Below are 21,569 nucleotides of genomic sequence, written 5' to 3' on the forward strand. Positions count from 1 at the left end.
GAAAGCCGCTCATTTGCTGTTTCCTTAGCTGACAGGCATTAGGGCTTGCCCCCGATGACAGTGTGTCAGTCAGCCCATTGGTTACTGACCCACCGCTATCGGGGGCAAGCCCCCTCCCACATTTGACCGAGCAGGACCTTTTGGCCTTTTTGGTATCCCTCTCTGCAAGGAACGCCCATGAAACACCTCGCCGTCATCATCACCCTCGGCCTGCTCAGCGGCTGTAGCTTCAAGCCCGTCAAGAGCGAGCCCGCTTTCGGCGAGGTGCTCAAGCAACCGCCCTTGGCCGATTCGATCCTGCGCGACGGTGACCAACTCAGCTATCAGGTTCACGTCACGCCAAGCAAAGGCTCCAGCGTGCCGGACATCGCCCAGGTCCGCGCCTCCTGCGCTACACCGGAGGCGAGCCTGCTGTTCCTGGAGTCCCCAGGCACCCTGGCTGCGAACGGCCAGCCCACGCGCTTCACGGTGATGCGCACCCTCACCCCGGCAGTCGTGGACAACCTTAAACTGAACACGAGTTTTATCGACGCCTGCGCCCATACCCCACGCCCGGACTGGCGCGTGGTCAGCGGCACAGCGACCCAACGCCAGTTGCTGATCGACCGCGCCAGCCTCAGAACCGTGGGCGACAGCGTACAGGTGTGGGCCGCCATCGATGAACCGTTCATCCTGACCAACAAACTCAAGAAGATGCCCTACGCCCAGACACGCCAGCATTGGCAGGTGAGCTGCGGCCGCCAAACCTACCGCACCCTGGCAACCTTCGGCCTCAATGAGAACAATGTGGTGACCTTCGGCAAGCTCGAAACCGCCCCCCAGGATGGCGCCTTCGGTTCAGCCGACGCAGACACCCAAGCCCTGCTCAAGGCCATCTGCGCCCCCACAGTGGCGCAGTTGCCCGCCGCCACACCCCGCACCAAGACCGAAGAAACCCTGACCCCGCCGCCCCTCTCGGCAGACGTGCAACAGGCGATCAGCGCACTGGGCCTGCCAAAGGCCAGCAAGACACTGAGCCACCTGGTGCTGAAGCGCGACATGGGCTACGGCCCGACGCAGATGGACCTCTACATCCAGCCGAACACCGAGCCTGATCAACTGCGAATCCGCAACGTCACCCAGTACTCGACCTACACCACCACCTCCTGGCGCGGCCTGTTCAACCTGACGTTCCAGAGCCAATACAAAATGGATGGGATCATGGTCTCGTCCGCCAGCCACCTCCAGCAACTGAGCTTTATCGGCGACTGGCAGCAGATGACAGTAGGCGCCACCCTGGGCTACAGCACCGTCGAGATGAACCGCACCACCACCCAGGATGATCGCGCGCTGATCCGCAACGCCCGCTGCGTGGTGAAGCGCGAGTTGCCGGCGAGCAAAATCAACAGCGCGCTGAGCGGCACGGCCAAGGAGTTGAATTGCACCACCACCGGCGAGAAATACAGCGCCATCAGCACCGTGTTCTACTTGCAGGATTACGGGTATTTCTTCACCCGCCAGGACAACAGCGGAACCCTCAACGTGCGTAACAGCCTGGTGAAAGCTGAGTAATCCAGCTCAGTCACGCTCCAGCACACGACGACTGGCGAAGCTGAACGCCAGCACCGCAAAAATCAGCACGCCGGTCGCCACCTGCTGCCAGTAGAAATTCCAGCCGATCAGCAGCAGGCCGTTGGCGATCACGTTGATAAACAGGACGCCCAACAGGGTCCCGGGAATGTTCGCCCGGCCCTGTCGGCTCAAGGTAGTGCCGATAAACACCGCGCCTATCGCATTCAACAAAAACGCATTGCCGGACAACGGCACATAGGCGCTGACCGTCGAGCTGAGCAACACCCCCGCCACCCCGCACGCCAACGCAGTCGCCAGCGCCACCAGGCTGACGATGCGCCGCACCGACAACCCCGAGTAATACGCCAACAATGGTTGAGCGCCCTGGGCCAGCAACTCGCGCCCCAGGCGGCCACGGGCGAGCGCCAGGCCGTAGAACAGCGCCAGCCCCACGACGATCAACAACGGCGTCAGCCCCGTCAGTTCCGGCTTCAAACCTTGGGTGATATAGATCGGTTGGCCGCCATCCGAGAGCAATTGCTGGGCGCTGGTGCCGATAAACAACGTGCCCAGCGTGGCCAGGAACGGGCTGATCCGCAGCCCGGCAATCAACCCCGCGTTCAGCACGCCCACCAGCAACGCAGCCAGCAACGCCCCGGCCCCTGCGAACGCCCAGCCATGCCCGCCATTGAGCAACACCACAAAACTGAAACTGGCGAAATCCAGCGCCGTGCCCACCGACAAATCAATGCCACCGGCTGCCACCGCGTAGGTCATGCCGATGGCGACAATCGCCAGCAACACGAAGTTATTCAGCACCAGGCTTTTCAGGTTGCCGCTGCTCAGGAACCCCGGTGCCTGCACGGCAAACACCACGACGATCAGCACAAACACCAGCGGCAAGGTCAGCGGCAACAACGTACGCAGCTTCATGAAGGGGTGCCTCGATTCAATGCGCTGGACGCTGCCACCACCAACAGGATCAGCACACCCTGCACGCCATTGACCCAGAAGCTGGAGACGTTGAGCAGTTGAAAACCGTTGATCAAAAAACCGATCAACAAGGCGGCGAGCAAGCTGCCTGGAATACTCGCCACCAGCCGCCGCGAAAACACCACGCCAAGAAACGCAATCGCCACCACCGACAGCAGCATGTCGCCGGAGCCGGTGGTACTGCCGCTGAAAAACGCCGCCGAACACAACGCCGCCACTGCCGCGCACAGGCCCGACAGTGCATAACTCGACAACACGTAGCCAGGCACACGAATGCCCGCCGCTTCGGCAGCCTGGGGGTATTCGCCCACTGCGTGCAGGCGTAGCCCGTAGGCGGAATGCTGGATCAACAAGGTCAGCACTCCGGCCGTCAGCAGCAACACCCAGGCCAGCGCCGGAACGCCCAGCCACACACCACCGCTGAGCAGGTCCAGCAATGGCGAGTCAGTGGACACCACGGTGTTTTCTGTCAGCACCAACTCCAACCCGGCCAACACATTCATGCTGGCCAGCGTCGCCAACAACGGCGGCAAGCGCAGCAGCACCACCGCCAGGCCATTGAGCAGGCCGACCGCCAGGCCACAACCCAAGGTCAGCAGCAAGATCAACCACAGCTCCAGACCGGCATTGTTAAGCCGACTGAACACCGCCGCACACAATCCCAGGTTGGCCGCCAGCGACAGGTCCAGCCCACCCGCCACCACATTCGAGCCGCCGCCGATAATCACGCAGGTCAGCCCAAACGCCAACACGCCGAGAATCGCCGATTGGCTGAACACATTGGCCAGGTTACCCAGCGATAAAAAATTCGGTGCCGCCACGGCAAACCCCAACAGGATCGCGAGAAACACCCCCACCGAACCTCGGCGCAGTATCACCTCAAGCATGTTCGGCCTCCCGTATCGGCGCAGGTGCAGGCGTCACCGCCCCGGTAGCGCAGGCCAGCAATTGATCGCTGTCCGCCTCCCCGGCACGGAATTCACCGGCGATCTCACCACGATGCAACACCACAATCCGGTCGCTGATGCCCAGCAGCTCAGGCAAGTCCGACGACAACACCAACACGGCCGCGCCCTCCTCCACCAACCGGCCGATCAACCGGTAAATCTCCACTTTGGCGCCCACGTCCACACCCACGCAGGGCTCGTCCAGCAGGTACACCGCCGAACGTCGGCTGAGCCATTTGCCCAAGGCGACTTTCTGCTGGTTGCCGCCACTCAATTGGCTGACAGCGGCGTTCGGCCCCGGCGCCTTGATCGCCAATTCATCGATCAACCGCACGCTTTCATCCCGTTCCTGGCGCCGACTCAACAGCCCCCAACGGGTAAACCGCCCAAGCCCCGCCAACGTGAGGTTTTCCAGCACCGACAGCACCGGCGAAATCCCCTGGCTGCGGCGTTCCTCCGGCACCAGCGCAATACCCTCGGCAATCGCCTCGCCTGGCGAGCGCAGGTGCAACAAACGCCCATCCAGATGAACACTGCCGCCGTCAGCCCGTTCGACGCCGAACAGGGTCTTGAACAATGCCTTGGCGCCCGAGCCCACCAACCCGGTGAGCCCGACGATTTCACCGCGTCGCACCTCAAGGTCGATCTGCCGATAATGCCGCGCCAAACTCAGCCCGCGCACCTGCAACAAGGGCTCGCCCAACTCGACCCTGGCCTTGGGGTACATGTCCTGCACGTCGCGGTTGACCATCAGCCGCGCAATCTCTGCACTGGACGTATGCCGGGGCTGCACCACCGCCACATCGCGGCCATTGCGCAGCACCGTGACGTTGTCGCACAGGCTGTCGATTTCCTGCAGGTAATGGGAGATGTACAGGATCGACAGGCCCTGGTCGCGCAAGCGCTTGATGATGCGCAGCAACTGGTCGACCTCACGCTTGACCAACGCCACGCTGGGCTCGTCGAACACCAGGATCTTCGGCTGGCGAATCAACGCCCGGGTGATCTGCAACACCTGGCGCTCGGCGCTGCTCAGCTCGCCCACCAGAGCTCCGGCCGGCAATTGCAGATCAAAATAGTGCGCCAACAGGCGGTCCGCTTCGCGCTGCTGCCGGCGCCGATCCACAAAGGGGCCACGGCGTAATTCATGCCCGAAAAACAGCGCTTCGCCCACGGTGAAACGGGCCGGCAGCAGCCGCTCCTGGTGGATGAACTGCACGCCCAATTGATCGACCTGGCGCGGCGACAGCGCCGCGTACGCCTGGCCGTCGATAATCACCTGCCCCGCGTCCGCCTTGTGGATGCCGGCCAGCACTTTGATCAACGTCGACTTGCCGGCACCGTTCTCGCCCACCAAGCCGTGAATAGTGCCGCGCTCGACCTTAACGCTCGCGCCATCCAGCGCCTGGGTGGCACCAAAACGCTTATGCAGGTTTTGCAGATGCAACGCCGCCATCAGTCACCCCGCAGTTGCTGGACCTGTGCCAGGTTGTCGGCCGTGGTCAGCAGGGTCGGCACGTGGGTTTCCTTGGGCAGGTCATGCTGGCCGGCCAGGTAGCGCGCCACGTTCTGCACGGCGGTCTTGCCGATCAGGGCCGGTTGTTGGGCAACGACAGCGCCTACCGGCGAATTGGCCTGACCTAACAACGCCAGCACTTCCGGGGTGCCGTCGACGCCGTAGGTCTTGATCTCGGTGCGTTTGGCATCGATCAGCGCCTTGCTCGCGCCCAGTTGCGGGATATCCCACGCCGACCAGATCGCCGAGACGCTGCCCGCCGGGTATTTGTTGAGCAGTGCCGACACCTGGGAATATGCGTCCTGCACGGTATTGGGGATCACGTCGCGCAGCTCGGGCTGGATGATTTCCAGCTGTGGGTAATCCTTGAGCGCCAGCTTCAACTGGTCATAGCGGATCGCACACACCGGCACGCCGTAAAAGCCGTTGAACACCAGGATCTTGCCCTTGCCGCCCGCATCCTTGATCAACTGGTCGGCCAGCGCCTTGCCCGTGGCGACGTTGTCCGAGGTGGTGTTGTTGAGGCTGTACTGCGACGGCGCATCGATGGTGAACAACGGAATGCCGGCCTTGCTGATGCGCTTGAGCCACGGGTCTATGACGCTGAGGGTGCCGAGGGTCTGGATCACCGCGTCGGGCTTTTGGGTGACCACGGTTTGCAACTGGGTCACCAGGTTCTTGTCATTGCGCCCCGCATCCAGGGTGATCGGCGTGCCGCCCAGGCGCTTGATCTCATCGACCTGCGCCTGGAACGCCTTGATATCAAAATAGTGACTGGTGCCAGTCATGCTGACCGCAATGCGCTTGCCGGCCAGAGAAGGCACGTCGTCTGCGGCACTGGCAGCGCCACCCAGCAGCAGGGCGGCGCCGAGGCAAATCAAACGGGAAAGCGAGGAAAGGCTGGAAGGCATACAGGGCTCCTGGGCCACCGGTGAAAGGGTTCACCGGAAGGCATTGCAGAGCGCGTGCCAGGAATTTTATTCAATCAGATCAGATAGATGAAATGACTCAGTTGAGCAGGCTGTCGTTTATCGATCATCAATTGTCCGATCACTGTTGCTCACGCAACAGTTGAGCTCCCGCGCAAGGTGCGTTTGACACTCAAAAATCCCGAGCATAGAATCTGCCGCAAATGGACTGGGGGATCCCGGTCGGCGTTACAGCCTCGGTGAGTTTCATCGGGGCTTTTCGCTTTCTACAGAGGGGAAAATTTTCAACCCCCAGTTTTCAAAACCTTCGCCTGCCTTGCTCCGCCCGCCACTGCAGTAGAACTTACGCTTGAGCACGTCAAAAGCGCGGTTTTCCTGACCTGGCCGTAGAACGCTCATGCCGATGGGTCTCGCAACGAGATCAGCAAGTTGCAACTCCGTAGAATTAACCTGCTTAGTCGCGAACACGACATCAAATGGCAGGCGAATGCCCAGACGATTGATCTCATCGACCTGAGTCTAGAACGCCTTGATATCGAAGTAGTGACTGGTGCCGATCATGCTTATCGCGACGTGCTCGCGGGTCAGGGAAGGCACATCGCCTGCGGCACTGACAGCACTGATCAGCAGTAGGGCGGCACCGACGCAAAGCTGGAGACATGGAAATCAAAATGTGGGAGGGGGCTTGCCCCCGATCGCGGTGTGTCAGCTACAAAGTTGTTGCTGACACTCCCTCATCGGGGGCAAGCCCCCTCCCACTTTTTAATCGGGTTCACATCTGATGAAGCTCGGTCGACCGCTTGGGCAACCGCTGATCAATCACCTTGTACAACGCACTCTCCGGCGCCCAGTTGCGCATAAACCGCGCACGGTCCTTGGCGAACGCCGGGGCGAAGCTGGCGTCGGAGCTGTGTTGGCACATGGCGTCCAGGTCGATCAGTGACCAGCGGTCCTTGTCCCAGAACAGGTTGTGGCCTTTGAAGTCGCCGTGGCTGATGCGCTCGCGGATCAGCTCGGCGAACAGATGATCGAGGGCCAGCAGCTCATCTTCCGGCGCGTCGCCGTTTTCGACGTAGGGTGCGAAACGTTTGATGATGTCCGGGCCGGGCAGGTATTCGGTGATCAGGTAGGCCCGGCTGCGCAGCCAGAAAAAGCGCTTTTCCAATACGGCCAGCGGCTTGGGCGTGGCGATGCCCAGGAACGTGAGGCGGTTGCCCTCACGCCACGAATGCCAGGCGCGGCTCGGGCGCCAGAAGCGTTTGAGCCAGTGGGCGAAGCCCTTGATGTTGTAGCGTTTGATCACCAGCGGCCGGCCGGCCACTTCGACCTTGGCCACGCTGGCGGCACCACCGGTCTTGTACAGATGGCCCTGGTCCAGCAACGCATCCGCTTGCGCCAGCACCGGCAGCATGGCGGGCTCTTCTTCGCGACGGATGGCGCGCAAGCCGAAGGCACCGCGCACCACGCTGAACAACGTGCATTCGCGGCCGACCTTGTTCAAGAAGTCTTTGAGACGCCACGCACTGACCTTGCGCACCTGTTTTTCCAGGGCTTCCAGCGGCAGCGCATGCTCGCCGTTGCTGAGCAGGTAATACACCAGCAGCTCTTCGGTAAACGGCTCAAGATTTTTCGGCAACTGGGCGAAAAACACCCCGAGGTTTTCCAACACGCGGTTGCGTGACAGTGGCTTGCCGGCTTCTTCGACGCGGATCCCGGCGCCGTCGATCAAATACAGTTTGCCGTCGTGGCGCAGCAGGTTGTCCAGATGCAGGTCTTCCTGCCACAACCCTTGGGTGTGCATCTGCGCAATCGCGCCCAGCGCTTCGGCAAGGACGGCGGTTTGCTCATCGGCCAACGGCGGTAGCGCTTCGACAGCGTGCCAGGCGTCGGCCAGGCTTTCGGCGCCCTCGATAAATTCGAACAGCAGCCAGCCGCCCTCGCCTTCCTGCAGGCCGTCGGCCAGCAACAGCGGTGTGGTCAGGCCCTGCTCGGCGAGCAGGCGCACGCCGGTGAGCTCACGCTGAAAATGCCGCGCGGCCTTGCTGCCCACCAGCAATTTGGCCAGCACCGGGCGGCCGCGCCACACCGCCGCACCGACGTAGCGCTCGCCGGGCAACACCCGCAGCAGGCTCAACAGCTGCAACTGGCCGGGGCCTGCGGCATCGGCCAGCTCGATGGTCATCGGCAAAGCAGGGGTACGGCCAGCGGTTTTCAGCTCGGACAAACGCATCAGCGGTTTTCCTTGTGGCTGCGGCGGGCGGTCAGTTTTTGCAGCCAGCTGGAAACCAGCCCACTGTCTTCAGGCTGATCAAGATAAGCGGCCAACAATAGGCGCACGTCGTCATCCGACCATTGCCCCGCCCGGCGTAACAACGGCTCCAGATCCTTGACCCGATCACGCCAACCAAACAGCAGCGGACGGGTTTTCTCCAGGTCGATCAACTGCGCGGCGTAACCGTCACCGGTGGCCTGCAGGAAAATATGCTTGGGGTAAAAACAGCCGTGTACCTGGCCGACGCTGTGCAGGTGGCGCGCCAGTTGGCCGCACGCCTGCAGGATTGCACGGTGCTGGGCGTCGCTCAGCTGCGGCCACTCTTCCAGCAATGAATCCAGGTCATTCCAGCCATCCAGGGCGCGGGTCAGCAGCATGGCGCGGTATTCGCCAGCGACTTTGCGCTCACCGTAAAAGGCCGCCTGCAACGCCGGGATCCCGAGCTTGCGGTAGCGGCTGATGTTGCGAAATTCGCGGGAGAAACTTGGCTCGCCAAACGGCCGGTGCAGGCTGCGCGTCAGGTAGTTGCTCTGACGCTTGAGGTAGTAACCGTGGCCGTCGAGCTCCAGGCGAAACACACTGCTCCAGCCACTACCGCTGGTGTTCGGTTCGTCCACCGCATCCAGTTGCTTGGCCCACAGGGCGTCGAACGTGGCGAGGCCATGGCGCTCCAGCAGCGCACGGTCTTCTGCCGCCAGGAAGTCACTCATTCGCGTCCCTCAAAAAACTTCACCACGTGGCGAATCCGCTGTTTGTCCGATGCACTCAGGTGCCGGCGCTGACGGTACTGCATGTAGAACCGCAGGCGCTGGGTGGCGGACAGGTGATACTTGGCCACCTTGTCCAGGCACGCCAGGTCTTTGGTGATGCGGTACTTGAGCCAGAACCCGCGCCAGAAATCGCCATTGGGGCAATCGATCAGGTACAGGGTCGACTGGTCGTCGATCAGCAGGTTGCGCCACTTCAAATCGTTATGGGTAAAACGGTGATCGTGCATGGTGCGCGTGTACTCGGCGAGCTGGCGGCTCACCCCGTCGACCCACTGACGATCACGCAGGCGTGGGTCGTTGCGCTCGGCCAGCACCGACAAATCTTCGGTGCGCGGCAACTCGCGGGTAATCATCGCGCCACGGTCGTAGGCCAGGCCATTACGCTCCAAACCCCACGCCACCACGTCGGCAGTCGGAATGCCCCACTTGGCGAAGCGCTTGAGGTTCTGCCACTCGGACTTGACCCGCGGCTTGCCCAGATAACGTCGCAGGCCCTTGCCGGCACCGGTGTAGCGCTTGACGTAGTAATTGACCCCGCCCCGCTCTACGCGGATGACTTCCGACAGCGGATCACGGGTAAGCCGCTCGCCTTGCAAGGCAAACACGGCTTCGAGGCTGCCGAAATCATCCGCCAGGTTCGCGTAGGCAGGTTCCAGGTTCCAACCCGCCATTAGATTGCATCCCCCAAGCGCTGCTTGCGCGCGTAAAGCTTGTCCGCCTTACGCTGCATCAGGTTCAGCGACGCCGATTGCTCGGCGAGGATCTGGCGCAGCGGCTGACGGAAGTAGCCCTTGAGGAAACGCAGCTTGTCACGGCGGGTCAGGCCGATGTCCAACGCCGAGTAATACAGCGCCGACAAGTCCTTGTCGCGCCAACGCAGCGGCAGGTGGGCACGCATCTGAGCGCGGTGCAGGTCGATCACCGAGAGCTTGATGTCGTTGGCATCGATCGGTTTGGAGGTGTCCAGCAGGAAGTGGCACAGGTAGCAGTCGCGGTGGTTGACGCCACCACGGTGCATGTCGCCGACCATGCGCGCCAGTTCATGGGTCAGGGCATGGCGCACCGCCGCTGTTGGCGGTTCAGCCACCCAATTGACGGTCACATCTTCCAGGCTGAGGGTCGGCGCCAGTTCTTCGGTGATGATGAACGAGTGCTGGTCCGCCGGGTTGCTGCCTTTTTCGCCGAAGGCCACGCCGGTCATGGTCGGCACGCCAAGCTCCTGCAGACGATGAATCGCCGACCACTCAAGACCGGCACCCAGCACCGGCAACTTGGCGGTGATCAGGTTCTTGAAGATCTCGCCCCAACCAATACCACGGTGAATCTTCACGAAATACGGGCGGCCTTCCACCACGGTACGCAGGGTGCGACGCGCCGCCAGTTCGCGGAATACTTCGCCTTGCAGTTTCTCGACCTCGGCAAAGGCATCGAGCCCGGCCCATAAGGTCTTGAACGGTTCGGCAAGAATCAACTTCATCGTTTTGGCTCCGCCAGAATCACATCCGCAGCGTGCTGCGGCATGCTGTAGAGGTCGGCCGTCTCGGCGAAGGCCAACCCATTGCGGCTCCAGGCCGCGCGCTGTGCAGTATCGGTGAGCATCTGTGCCAGGTAGTCGTTGAGCTGGTCCTGTTCGAACGGCTCATCCAACACCCGGCCGCAATCAGCCTCGGCGATGTAGTGGGCATAACCACATACCGCCGAGACCAGCACCGGCAACCCGGCCACCAGGGCTTCGAGCAACACGGTGCCGGTGTTTTCGTTGTACGCCGGGTGGATCAACAGGTCGGCGCCCAGCAGGAAACGCGGGATATCGCTGCGGCCCTTGAGGAACTGCACGTGATCCCCCAGGCCCAGCGTGGCGCTTTGCAGTTGGAATACTTTGGGGTCGTCCTGGCCAATTACAAACAGGCGCGTGCGTTTTTTCAGTTCCGCCGGCAACGCGGCCACGGCCTTGAGGCTGCGGTCGACGCCCTTGGTCTTGAAGCCTGAGCCGATCTGCACCAGCAACAGGTCGTCGTCGCCCAGGTTGAATTCCTTGCGGAAACCGTCGCGGATTTCAGCCGCATTCGGCGGCGCACGACGGTCCTGGGCGATGCCCGGCGGCAGCAAGTGGAAGCGTTCCAGCGGCGTGTCGTAGTGCTTGATGAACAGCGGCTGCTGCACTTCGGAGATCATCAGCACTTCGGTCTTGGCGTCCTTGGCAAACACTGCACGTTCGTAGTCGGCAAAGTGCTTGTAGCGACCAAAATAACGGTACAGCCCGTGGCGTAGGTTTTGCGCCTTGTCTTCAAAGCAGCCGTCGGCGGCGTAGTACACATCCAGGCCGGGCATTTTGTTGAAGCCGATCAGGCGATCCACCGGACGCTTGGCCAGGTCGGCTTCCATCCAGGCGCTGAGCTTTTCGTTGCGCCGATGGTTGAAGAACGCCTTGACCGGCGCCACCAGCACTTCGAAACCGGGCGGAATATCTCCCTCCCAAATCAACGTGTAGACACGAATCTGGTGGCCGCGCTTCTGGCACTCCAGGGCGATGCGCATGAAGTCGCGCTGCAGGCCACCGAAGGGGAAATATTTGTACAGCACAAAAGCCAGTTGCATCAGTGCAGCTCCTCAGCCAGTAACAACGTGCTCAGTCGGCTTGCCACACGCTCAGGGTTCAAGCGCGTGAAGCACAGGGGCGACTCGCGCTTGATGTCGAACCGACGCAAGTCGTCGGCCGTCGGTTGATAGGTACAGTGCTTTTGCAGGCACGGCGCGCAGGGGAAGTCGCTGGCCAGGTGAATCTGGCCCTTGCCGTAGGCGCCGGTGAGGCCCGGGTTGGTGGGGCCGAACAGGGAAATGGTCGGCACATCCAATGCAGCGGCCAGGTGACCGAGGCCGGTGTCCACCGCGACGCAGGCGCGGGCGCCGGCCAGTACGCGGGCCACACCGGCCAGGTTCAGCTTGGGCAGCACTTCGACATTTTGCAGGCCTTGGGCCAAGCGCTCGGCGCGGGCTTTTTCGGCGGCGTTGCCCCACGGCAATTTCACGTCCACGCCCAGGCGGCCCATGCGTTCGGCCAGTTCGCGCCAGTAGGCTTCGGGCCAGTGCTTGGTGTCCCAGGTGGTGCCGTGCAACAGCAGTACGAAGGGTTTTTTCGGTGGCAGGCCGATCAGCTTGTCGACGCTCAGACCATAGTCGCCCAAGGCTTTGGGCAAGTCATAGCCGAGGGCCACGGCGAACAATTGGCGCAGACGCTCCACCGCATGTTGCCCCCGGGCTACCGCCAGGCGTCGCGAGTAGAAACGCGCCGCGATGGGTTCACGGGCCGAGTTTTTATCGAAACCGGCCATCGGAGCACGCACGTAACGCGTCAGCCAGGCGCTTTTGAACAGGCCCTGGGCGTCGATCACCAAATCGTATTTGGTCGACTGGACCTGCTGTTTGAAGCGCCGCCATTCACCGCTCTTGAGGGTCTGCCAGATGTTCTTGCGCCAGCGGCGGATCGCCACGGGAATCACCTTGTCGACCGCCGGGTGCCAGGTCGGGATTTCGGCGAAGCCTTCTTCCACCACCCAGTCGAAGCGGATGCCGGGGATCGCCCGTGCCGCGTCGGTCAATGCCGGCAAGGCGTGGATCACGTCGCCCAGGGATGAGGTCTTGATTACCAGAACGCGCAAACTATCGGACCTCGACCGCAGAGCCCTGCAACCGCTGCAAGGCTTCGTTCACCGGTTGCGGCAGCAACTGGCGCATGCAGTTGTAGTGGCCGAAACGGCAAGTGCGGTCAAAACACGGGCTGCACTCGAGGCCCAGGCGCACCACTTCGACCTGATCGGCCAACGGCGGCGTGAAGCCCGGCGAAGTGGAGCCGTACACCGCCACCAATGGGCGGTTGAGGGCGGCGGCCACGTGCATCAGGCCGGAGTCGTTGGACACCACCGAGTCGGCGCAGGACAGCAGGTCGATGGCCTCGGCCAGGGAGGTGTCGCCGCTCAGGTTGACCGCTTCTTCGCGCAAACCGGGAATCAGGCGCTGGCGGATGTCTTCACCCACCGGATGGTCCTTCTTCGAACCAAACAGCCACACCTGCCAGCCTTCGCGGATCTTGGTCTCGGCGACCTGGGCGTAGTGTTCCGCCGGCCAGCGCTTGGACTCACCAAACTCGGCGCCAGGGCACAGGGCCAATACCGGGCGGTCCAGGCTCAGGCCGAACTTGGCCAGGGCCGCGTCACGGCTCACAGGATCGATCTGCAAGCGCGGGCGCGGGTACGGCTGCGGCAACTCGGCGCCCGGCGCATAGGCCAGGGCCATGAAGCGTTCGATCATCAGCGGGTAGCGGGCTTTATCCAGGGTGCGTACGTCGTTGAGCAGCACGTAGCGGAATTCGCCGCGCCAGCCGGTGCGCTTGGGGATGCCGGCAAAGTACGGCACCAGCGCCGACTTGAGCGAGTTGGGCAGCAGGATCGCCTGGTCATACTGGCCGGCCAGGGATTTGCCGATGCGGCGGCGGGTTGCCAGCTCCAGCGCGCCGTGGCCGAGCGGAAAGCTCAAGGCCGCGCGCACTTCGGGCATGCGTTCAAGGATCGGGCGGCTCCACTCAGGGGCGAGCACGTCGATCTGGCAGTCGGGGTGACGTTGTTTCAGGCACTGGAACAGTGTCTGCGCCATCACCATGTCACCGACCCAGCTGGGCCCAACGATCAAAATATTCATGTAGTTTCCACAAACGATGCGGGGAGGCTTAATGCCTCCCCGCCTCGAAAATTAATCAGCTTAACCCCAGCTCCTGCCAGATTCGCATCACCTGGCGCCGTTCGTCGGCGAACTGATCCCCGGCCACCGTGCCGGCCTCGTTTTGCAAGGCCTGGCGGTGCGCGGCGGAACGGTAGGCCTTATACACCTCGCGCAGCAGATGGGCATCGGCGGCGGGCATCAGCCCCACCTGCTCCAGGCCTTCCAGAATGCGGATATTGTCGGTGTAGCGCAGCAACGATGGATGTTGCGCAGACCACGCCAAAGCCGCGTATTGCACCATAAATTCAATATCGACGATACCTCCGGCGTCCTGCTTGAGGTCGAACAGCGCCGTGGGCTCAAAGGCATTGGCGCCGGTGCCGGCCGCCGTGGCCTTGGTGCCCAGGTTGTCACGCATCTTGGCGCGCATCTCGCTCACCTCCTGGCGCAGCGTGACCAGGTCGCGCTCACGCCCCAACACTTTGGCCCGCACCTGCTCGAATGCATGGCCCACATCCTGGCTGCCCACCAGCACCCGCGCGCGGATCAGCGCCTGATGTTCCCAGGTCCAGGCTTCGTTTTGTTGATAGCGATCAAATGCGCCCAACGAACTCACCAGCAAGCCAGACGCGCCGGAAGGTCGCAGGCGCATGTCCACTTCATACAGCTGACCGGAGTTGGTCTGGGTGGTCAGCAGGTGAATGATGCGCTGGCCCAGTCGCGTGAAGAACTGCGCACCGTCGATGGGCTTGGCGCCATCGGTCTCGGCTTGCGGGTCGCCATCGTGGATAAACACCAGGTCCAGGTCCGAACCATGCCCCAGCTCGATACCGCCGACTTTGCCGTAACCGACGATGATGAAGCCAGGGTCGCACAGGGTGCCGTCCACCCGCTGCGGCGAGCCATGGCGCGCCACGGTCTGGCGCCAGGCCAGGGCCAGCACTTGTTCGAGGATCGCTTCGGCGAGCCAGGTCAGGTAGTCGCTGACTTTCATCAGCGGCAGGCTGCCGGCGATTTCGGACGCGGCCACGCGCAGACGGTGAGCCAGCTTGAAATGCCGCAGGGCCTCCATCTGTTGCTCAAGGTCATCCTCGGGGATGCGCGTGAGACGTTCGCGCAACTCGGCGGCCAATTCCGGCGCCAGCGGTGGTTTGAACAAGCGGCCTTCGTTAAGCAATTCGTCCAGCAGCAGCGGGAAGCGGGTGATCTGTTCGGCGATCCACGGGCTGGCGGCACACAGGGTCAGCAGGCGACGCAGGGCATCGGGGTTTTCCGTGAGCAACACCAGATACGCGGAACGCCGCGCCACGGCCTCCACCAGCGGCAACACACGCTCCAGCACCAGGTCCGGATTGGCGTGTTCGACAGCCTGGGCCAGCAGACGCGGGATAAACGCGTCCAAACGTTCGCGCCCCAGACGCTGCATGGCGCGTAACTGCGGGCTACTGCGCAGGCCGGCCAAGGCCTTGAGGGCTTTGGGCGCATCGGTAAAACCACCTTCGGCCAATTGGCGACAGGCGGCCTCTTCATCTTGGGATTCTTCCCACAATGGCAACCACTCGCCGCCCACAACCAATTCGCTTTCTTCGCCCTCTTCTTCATCCGGATCGGCGATAACTTGGCGGAAATGCCAATCCACCCGCCCACGCCAGTACATCAGGCGCTCGTGGAACGCGGCCCAATCGTTGAAGCCCAGCATAAAGGCGATACGCGCCTGGTCTTCCGGGCTGTCCGGGAGCATTTGCGTCTGGCGGTCGGCAATCGCCTGGATCGCGTGTTCGGTGTAGCGCAGGAATTCATAGCCTTCGCGCAACTCGGCGATCACGGCGGGCGGCAGGTAGCCCTGACCTTCCAGGGTGCCCAACACGTTGAGCAGCGGACGCTGTTGCAGGCTCAGGTCGCGGCCACCGTGGATCAGCTGGAACGCCTGGGCGATAAATTCCACCTCGCGAATGCCGCCCGCGCCCAGCTTGATATTGTCGGCCATGCCTTTGCGCCGCACTTCCTGCTGGATCAACTGCTTCATGGTGCGCAGCGCTTCGATGGCGGAGAAATCCAGGTAACGGCGGTAGACGAACGGTCGCAGCATCTCCAGCAGCTGTGCGCCGGCCACTTGGTCGCCAGCCACCACTCGCGCCTTGATCATGGCGTAGCGTTCCCAGTCGCGGCCCTGGTCCTGGTAGTACTGTTCCAGCGCATTGAAGCTGAGCACCAGCGAACCCGACGAACCGTAAGGGCGCAGGCGCATGTCCACGCGGAACACAAAACCATCGACGGTCATCGGGTCGAGGGCCTTGATGAGTTTCTGGCCCACGCGAATAAAGAATTCCTGGTTATCCAGAGGGCGCTTCACGCCGACCGTCTCGCCGCCTTCGGGGTAGGCGAAGATCAGGTCGATATCCGACGACAGGTTCAACTCCACCGCGCCGAGCTTGCCCATGCCGAGGATGACCATCTGCTGCGGCTCGCCGCTGCGGCGGCCGGTGGGGGTGCCGAACTGCGCGCAGTGGCGCTGGTACAACCACTGGTAGGCCTGATCGATGCTGGCGTCGGCCATGTCGGACAGGTCGCGGCAGGTTTGCACCAGGTCGGCCTGGCGGGTCAGGTCGCGCCAGATGATGCGCACTTGCTGGCGAGTGCGCTGGCGGCGCAGCACACTGCCCATCTGTTCTTCTGTTTCAGCCTGTTGCACTGCGCCGGTGATCTGCCCGCACAGCTCGCCCGGCGCATAACCCCGGTCCAGCTCGCCCCAGGCCACCAGTTCCAGCAACATCAAAGGGTCACGAACACTCTGTTCAATGACGAAATCACTGGCGGCGCACACGCGGGCAAAGTCGGCCCAGCGTTGCGGGGTCCAGGCAGAAAGTCCATGATCGTCGTCCAGCGCGGCCACTGCGTCACGAAATGACTGCTCGGCCCGCTGGGCTTTTGGCAAGAGAATGGCCGGCAATTGGGCCAGTGTTGGAAGGCTCATGGTCTATCCTTGATCGGCGTGTAATTGGCTACTTGTTGTGAACGCCAGAACCACGCTCGGTGAAGGACTGTCGAACAAAGGTTAGAAATAGCTGAAATTAATTTCATTTTGGCAGCAAACATCAAGCTTTCACCTTTTCTTGTTCGCAAAAGATCAACAATAACGATTATGCTCACCAGCCAGACCGAGCCATACGCTCAGTCTTGTGTAGTTTTACTACTCGTATATACATTCGAAAGGCTGAAATGGCCGACGATTTGTAGTAAAACTACAGGACGCCGAAGCAACCTTCGGCCATCCAAGAATTTATGTCGTCTGCCCACAAGGCCAGTCGCAAACTTCAGGCAACCGATTCTGGTAGCCTTTCCGCCCTGGAGCAAGCCATGCAAGACCTCGATCCCGTCGAAACCCAGGAATGGCTGGACGCCCTGGAATCGGTTCTCGACAAAGAAGGCGAAGACCGTGCTCACTACCTGATGACCCGTATGGGTGAACTCGCAACCCGCAGCGGTTCGCAACTGCCCTACGCCATCACCACGCCATACCGCAACACCATCCCCGTTACCCACGAAGCACGCATGCCTGGCGACCTGTTCATGGAACGCCGCATTCGCTCGCTGGTACGTTGGAACGCCATGGCGATGGTAATGCGCACGAACTTGAAAGATTCGGACCTGGGCGGTCACATCTCCAGCTTCGCATCCAGCGCAACCCTGTATGACATCGGCTTCAACTACTTCTTCCAGGCCCCGACCGACGAACACGGCGGCGACCTGATCTACTTCCAGGGCCACACCTCGCCAGGCGTCTACGCCCGTGCGTTCATGGAAGGTCGCATCAGCGAAGAACACATGAACAACTTCCGCCAGGAAGTGGACGGTAACGGCCTGTCGTCGTACCCGCACCCTTGGCTGATGCCTGACTTCTGGCAGTTCCCGACCGTTTCCATGGGTCTGGGCCCGATCCAGGCGATCTACCAGGCACGCTTCATGAAGTACCTGGAAGCCCGTGGCTTCATCCCTGAGGGCAAGCAGAAAGTCTGGTGCTTCCTGGGCGACGGCGAGTGTGACGAGCCGGAATCCCTGGGCGCCATCTCCCTGGCTGGCCGCGAGAAGCTGGACAACCTGATCTTCGTCATCAACTGCAACCTGCAGCGCCTCGACGGCCCGGTTCGCGGCAATGGCAAGATCATCCAGGAACTCGAAGGCGTGTTCCGTGGTGCTCAGTGGAACGTGACCAAAGTCATCTGGGGCCGTTTCTGGGACCCACTGCTGGCCAAGGACGTCGACGGTATCCTGCAACGCCGCATGGACGAAGTCATCGACGGCGAGTACCAGAACTACAAAGCCAAAGACGGCGCGTTCGTGCGTGAACACTTCTTCAACACGCCTGAACTCAAGGCGATGGTTGCAGACCTGTCCGACGACGAGATCTGGAAACTCAACCGTGGCGGCCACGACCCGTACAAGGTCTACGCGGCGTACCACGAAGCGGTAAACCACAAAGAACAACCGACCGTCATCCTGGCCAAGACCATCAAAGGTTATGGCACCGGTGCCGGCGAAGCGAAGAACACTGCGCACAACACCAAGAAAGTCGATGTCGACAGCCTGAAGTTGTTCCGCGACCGCTTCGACATCCCGGTCAAGGACGAAGAGCTGGAGAACCTGCCGTTCTTCAAGCCAGAGCCGAACAGCGCCGAAGCCCGTTACCTGTCCGAGCGCCGCGCCGCACTGGGTGGTTTCGTGCCACAGCGTCGCGCCAACAGCTTCAGCGTACCGACGCCAGACCTGAGCACCCTCAAGGCCATCCTTGACGGCTCGGGCGACCGTGAAATCTCCACCACCATGGCTTTCGTGCGCATCCTGGCGCAGCTGGTCAAGGACAAGGAAATCGGCCCGCGCATCGTCCCGATCATCCCGGACGAAGCCCGTACCTTCGGTATGGAAGGCATGTTCCGTCAGTTGGGCATCTACTCCTCCGTCGGCCAGCTCTACGAGCCAGTCGATAAAGACCAGGTGATGTTCTACAAGGAAGACAAGAAGGGCCAGATCCTCGAAGAAGGCATCAACGAAGCGGGCGCCATGAGCTCCTTCATCGCTGCCGGTACTTCGTACTCCAGCCACAACCAGCCGATGCTGCCGTTCTACATCTTCTACTCGATGTTCGGCTTCCAGCGTATTGGCGACCTGGCTTGGGCCGCAGGCGACAGCCGTACCCGTGGCTTCCTGATCGGCGGCACCGCCGGCCGTACCACGCTGAACGGCGAAGGCCTGCAACACGAAGACGGTCACAGCCACATCCTGGCTGCCACCATCCCGAACTGCCGCACCTTTGATCCAACCTACGGCTATGAGCTGGCGGTGATCATCCAGGACGGCATGAAGAAGATGACCGAAGAGCAGCAGGACGTTTTCTACTACATCACCGTGATGAACGAGTCCTACCAGCAGCCAGCCATGCCGGCCGGTGTGGAAGAAGGCATCATCAAGGGCATGTACCTGCTCGAAGAAGACACCAAGGAAGCAGCGCACCACGTACAGCTGATGGGCTCCGGCACCATCCTGCGCGAAGTGCGTGAAGCGGCGAAGATCCTGCGTGAAGAGTTCAACGTCGGCGCCGACGTGTGGAGCGTCACCAGCTTCAACGAACTGCGTCGCGACGGCCTGGCCGTAGAGCGTCACAACCGCCTGCACCCTGGCCAGAAGCCAAAGGTCACCTTCGTTGAAGAGTCCCTGGCTGGCCGTAAAGGCCCAGTGATTGCGTCTACCGACTACATGAAACTGTTCGCCGAACAAATTCGCCAGTGGGTCCCGTCCAAGGAATTCAAAGTCCTGGGCACCGACGGTTTCGGCCGCAGTGACAGCCGCAAGAAGCTGCGTCACTTCTTCGAAGTCGACCGTCACTTCGTGGTGTTGGCAGCCCTGGAAGCCTTGGCTGACCGTGGTGAAATCGAACCTAAGGTAGTGGCTGACGCTATCGTCAAGTTCGGGATCAACCCGGAAAAACGCAACCCACTGGACTGCTGAGGAGATTTTTTGTGAGCGAACTCATTCGCGTACCTGACATCGGCAGCGGTGAAGGTGAAGTAATCGAGCTGTTTGTGAAGGTCGGCGACAAAGTCGAAGCCGACCAGAGCATCCTGACCCTGGAATCGGACAAGGCGAGCATGGAAATCCCTGCTCCCAAGGCCGGCGTGGTCAAAAGCCTGAAAGTGAAGCTGGGCGACCGCCTGAAAGAAGGCGACGAACTGCTTGAGCTGGAAATCGAAGGTGGCGCTGCTGCGGCCCCTGCGCCAGCGGCCGCTCCGGCTGCCGCTGCTGCACCGGCGCCTGCCGAGAAGCCAGCCGAGGCCCCAGCGGCCCCGGCTGCTGCTCCGGCTGCCGAATCGGTCCAGGACATTCATGTCCCGGACATCGGTTCGTCGGGCAAGGCCAAGATCATCGAGCTGTTGGTCAAGGTCGGCGACACCGTCGAAGCCGACCAGTCGCTGATCACCCTGGAGTCCGACAAGGCCTCCATGGAAATCCCTTCGCCGGCTGCCGGCGTGGTGGAAAGCATCGCGGTCAAGCTGGAAGACGAAGTCGGCACTGGCGACTTCATCCTCAAGCTGAAAGTACAAGGCGCTGCGCCTGCAGCAGCTCCAGCACCTGCGGCAGCTCCGGCGGCCAAGGCTGAAGCTGCTCCGGCTGCCGCTGCCCCTGCGCCTGCTGCAAAAGCCGAGGCCGCTCCGGCCCCTGCTGCTGCCGCACCTGCGCCAAGCGGTGCCAAGGTGCATGCCGGCCCTGCCGTGCGTCAGTTGGCCCGCGAGTTCGGCGTTGAACTGAGCGCCGTCGCGGCCAGCGGTCCTCACGGTCGCGTGCTGAAAGAAGACGTGCAGGTTTACGTCAAGAACATGATGCAGAAAGCCAAGGAAGCTCCGGCTGCCGGCGGCGCTACTGGCGGTTCGGGTATTCCGCCGATCCGTACCGTGGACTTCAGCCGCTTCGGCGAGATCGAAGAAGTGCCGATGACTCGCCTGATGCAAATCGGCGCGGCCGGCCTGCACGCCAGCTACCTGAACATCCCGCACGTGACCCAGTTCGACCAGGCCGACATCACCGACCTGGAAGCTTTCCGCGTTGCGCAGAAAGCCGTGGCCGAAAAAGCCGGCGTGAAACTGACCGTGCTGCCACTGCTGCTCAAGGCCTGTGCACACCTGCTCAAGGAACTGCCGGACTTCAACGCATCGCTGGCGCCAAGCGGCAAGGCGATCATTCGCAAGAAGTACGTGCACATCGGCTTTGCCGTCGACACCCCCGATGGCCTGCTGGTCCCGGTCATCAAGAACGTCGACCAGAAGAGCCTGCTGCAACTGGCTGCCGAAGCCGCCGCACTGGCTGCCAAGGCCCGTGACAAGAAGCTCACCCCGGACGATATGCAGGGCGCGTGCTTCACCATCTCCAGCCTCGGTCACATTGGCGGCACTGGTTTCACGCCAATCGTCAACGCGCCGGAAGTGGCGATCCTTGGCGTGTCCAAGGCCACTATCCAGCCGGTTTGGGACGGTAAAGCGTTCCAACCGAAGCTGATGTTGCCGCTGTCGTTGTCCTACGATCACCGTGTGATCAACGGCGCCGCTGCTGCTCGCTTCACGCAGCGCCTGGGCCAACTGCTGGGCGACATCCGCACCATCCTGCTGTAAGCCTCGACAGGCCTCCCTTTGATCGGGGAGGCCTGGTTGCACCGATTTCCGAGCGCCACGCTCGTACCTCAACCCCGCCAATTGGCGGGGCTTTTTTTGCGCGTTTTTTGGCGAAAAACTGGACAGGCAAAACAGGTTTGTACACCTTCCGTCATCCCGATTGAAGAATCCCCCTTCGCGGCCGATAACACCCTTATAGCACTTAGCCTTCATCCTC

Annotated in this window: 15 protein-coding genes and 2 pseudogenes; 3 read left to right on the plus strand and 14 right to left on the minus strand. The window is 61.9% G+C overall.

Annotated elements, in window-relative coordinates:
- The first annotated feature begins 177 nt into the window (after positions 1–177).
- Positions 178–1,551, plus strand: coding sequence for a surface-adhesin E family protein (locus DYL61_RS08795; protein WP_135308005.1), 1,374 nt, complete (start codon positions 178–180; stop codon positions 1,549–1,551).
- Between the two features lie 6 nt (positions 1,552–1,557).
- Here the strand turns inward: DYL61_RS08795 and DYL61_RS08800 are convergent, their stop codons facing one another.
- The 14 genes and pseudogenes from DYL61_RS08800 to glnE all read right to left on the minus strand — a co-directional run bounded on the left by DYL61_RS08800 (position 1,558) and on the right by glnE (position 16,668).
- On the minus strand, positions 1,558–2,484 hold the full coding sequence (locus DYL61_RS08800; RefSeq protein ID WP_135308006.1) for an ABC transporter permease: 927 nt from the start codon (positions 2,482–2,484) through the stop codon (positions 1,558–1,560).
- The gene (locus tag DYL61_RS08805; RefSeq protein WP_135308007.1) at positions 2,481–3,431 is read right to left on the minus strand and encodes an ABC transporter permease; all 951 of its coding nucleotides are present in this window, start codon (positions 3,429–3,431) and stop codon (positions 2,481–2,483) included. The genes DYL61_RS08800 and DYL61_RS08805 overlap by 4 nt, the downstream gene beginning before the upstream one ends.
- Positions 3,424–4,947 carry a sugar ABC transporter ATP-binding protein gene (locus tag DYL61_RS08810; protein ID WP_135308008.1) on the minus strand — a complete coding sequence of 508 codons (1,524 nt, stop codon included), beginning with the start codon at positions 4,945–4,947 and terminating at the stop codon, positions 3,424–3,426. The genes DYL61_RS08805 and DYL61_RS08810 overlap by 8 nt, the downstream gene beginning before the upstream one ends.
- On the minus strand, positions 4,947–5,918 hold the full coding sequence (locus tag DYL61_RS08815; RefSeq protein ID WP_105695116.1) for a sugar ABC transporter substrate-binding protein: 972 nt from the start codon (positions 5,916–5,918) through the stop codon (positions 4,947–4,949). Before DYL61_RS08815 ends, DYL61_RS08810 begins: the two co-directional genes overlap by 1 nt.
- Before the next feature lie 264 nt (positions 5,919–6,182).
- A pseudogene (locus tag DYL61_RS31555) lies at positions 6,183–6,446 on the minus strand (DUF3800 domain-containing protein); the annotation flags it as partial.
- 12 nt (positions 6,447–6,458) lie between these two features.
- A pseudogene (locus DYL61_RS31560) lies at positions 6,459–6,566 on the minus strand (sugar ABC transporter substrate-binding protein); the annotation flags it as partial.
- A 142-nt stretch (positions 6,567–6,708) separates the two neighbouring features.
- Positions 6,709–8,166, minus strand: a complete 1,458-nt coding sequence (locus DYL61_RS08825) for a lipopolysaccharide kinase InaA family protein (protein ID WP_135308009.1) — start codon at positions 8,164–8,166, stop codon at positions 6,709–6,711.
- Complete coding sequence (locus DYL61_RS08830) at positions 8,166–8,918, minus strand: lipopolysaccharide kinase InaA family protein (RefSeq protein WP_135308010.1); 753 nt, start codon at positions 8,916–8,918, stop codon at positions 8,166–8,168. Before DYL61_RS08830 ends, DYL61_RS08825 begins: the two co-directional genes overlap by 1 nt.
- A complete protein-coding gene (locus DYL61_RS08835; RefSeq protein ID WP_135308011.1) occupies positions 8,915–9,649 on the minus strand; it encodes a lipopolysaccharide kinase InaA family protein in 735 nt (244 codons plus the stop codon). Before DYL61_RS08835 ends, DYL61_RS08830 begins: the two co-directional genes overlap by 4 nt.
- Complete coding sequence (rfaP, locus tag DYL61_RS08840) at positions 9,649–10,455, minus strand: lipopolysaccharide core heptose(I) kinase RfaP (RefSeq protein ID WP_135308012.1); 807 nt, start codon at positions 10,453–10,455, stop codon at positions 9,649–9,651. The genes DYL61_RS08835 and rfaP overlap by 1 nt, the downstream gene beginning before the upstream one ends.
- Positions 10,452–11,576, minus strand: coding sequence for a glycosyltransferase family 4 protein (locus DYL61_RS08845; RefSeq protein ID WP_135308013.1), 1,125 nt, complete (start codon positions 11,574–11,576; stop codon positions 10,452–10,454). Before DYL61_RS08845 ends, rfaP begins: the two co-directional genes overlap by 4 nt.
- Positions 11,576–12,637: a lipopolysaccharide heptosyltransferase I gene (waaC, locus tag DYL61_RS08850; RefSeq protein ID WP_135308014.1), complete on the minus strand. Its 1,062-nt coding sequence runs from the start codon at positions 12,635–12,637 to the stop codon at positions 11,576–11,578. The genes DYL61_RS08845 and waaC overlap by 1 nt, the downstream gene beginning before the upstream one ends.
- A 1-nt stretch (position 12,638) precedes the next feature.
- A complete protein-coding gene (gene waaF / locus DYL61_RS08855; RefSeq protein ID WP_135308015.1) occupies positions 12,639–13,673 on the minus strand; it encodes a lipopolysaccharide heptosyltransferase II in 1,035 nt (344 codons plus the stop codon).
- 55 nt (positions 13,674–13,728) lie between these two features.
- Positions 13,729–16,668 carry a bifunctional [glutamate--ammonia ligase]-adenylyl-L-tyrosine phosphorylase/[glutamate--ammonia-ligase] adenylyltransferase gene (gene glnE / locus DYL61_RS08860; protein ID WP_135308016.1) on the minus strand — a complete coding sequence of 980 codons (2,940 nt, stop codon included), beginning with the start codon at positions 16,666–16,668 and terminating at the stop codon, positions 13,729–13,731.
- Positions 16,669–17,051: 383 nt separating this feature from the next.
- Here glnE and aceE point away from each other — a divergent pair, with 383 nt between their 5' ends.
- Together aceE and aceF are read left to right on the plus strand one after the other, a co-directional pair.
- A complete protein-coding gene (gene aceE / locus DYL61_RS08865) occupies positions 17,052–19,697 on the plus strand; it encodes a pyruvate dehydrogenase (acetyl-transferring), homodimeric type (RefSeq protein WP_135308017.1) in 2,646 nt (881 codons plus the stop codon).
- Positions 19,698–19,708: 11 nt separating this feature from the next.
- Positions 19,709–21,352, plus strand: a complete 1,644-nt coding sequence (aceF, locus tag DYL61_RS08870) for a dihydrolipoyllysine-residue acetyltransferase (protein WP_135308018.1) — start codon at positions 19,709–19,711, stop codon at positions 21,350–21,352.
- Positions 21,353–21,569: the final 217 nt, after the last annotated feature.

Origin of the sequence: Pseudomonas nabeulensis, assembly GCF_004682045.1 — a bacterium.
GTDB classification, from domain to species: Bacteria; Pseudomonadota; Gammaproteobacteria; order Pseudomonadales; family Pseudomonadaceae; genus Aquipseudomonas; species Aquipseudomonas nabeulensis.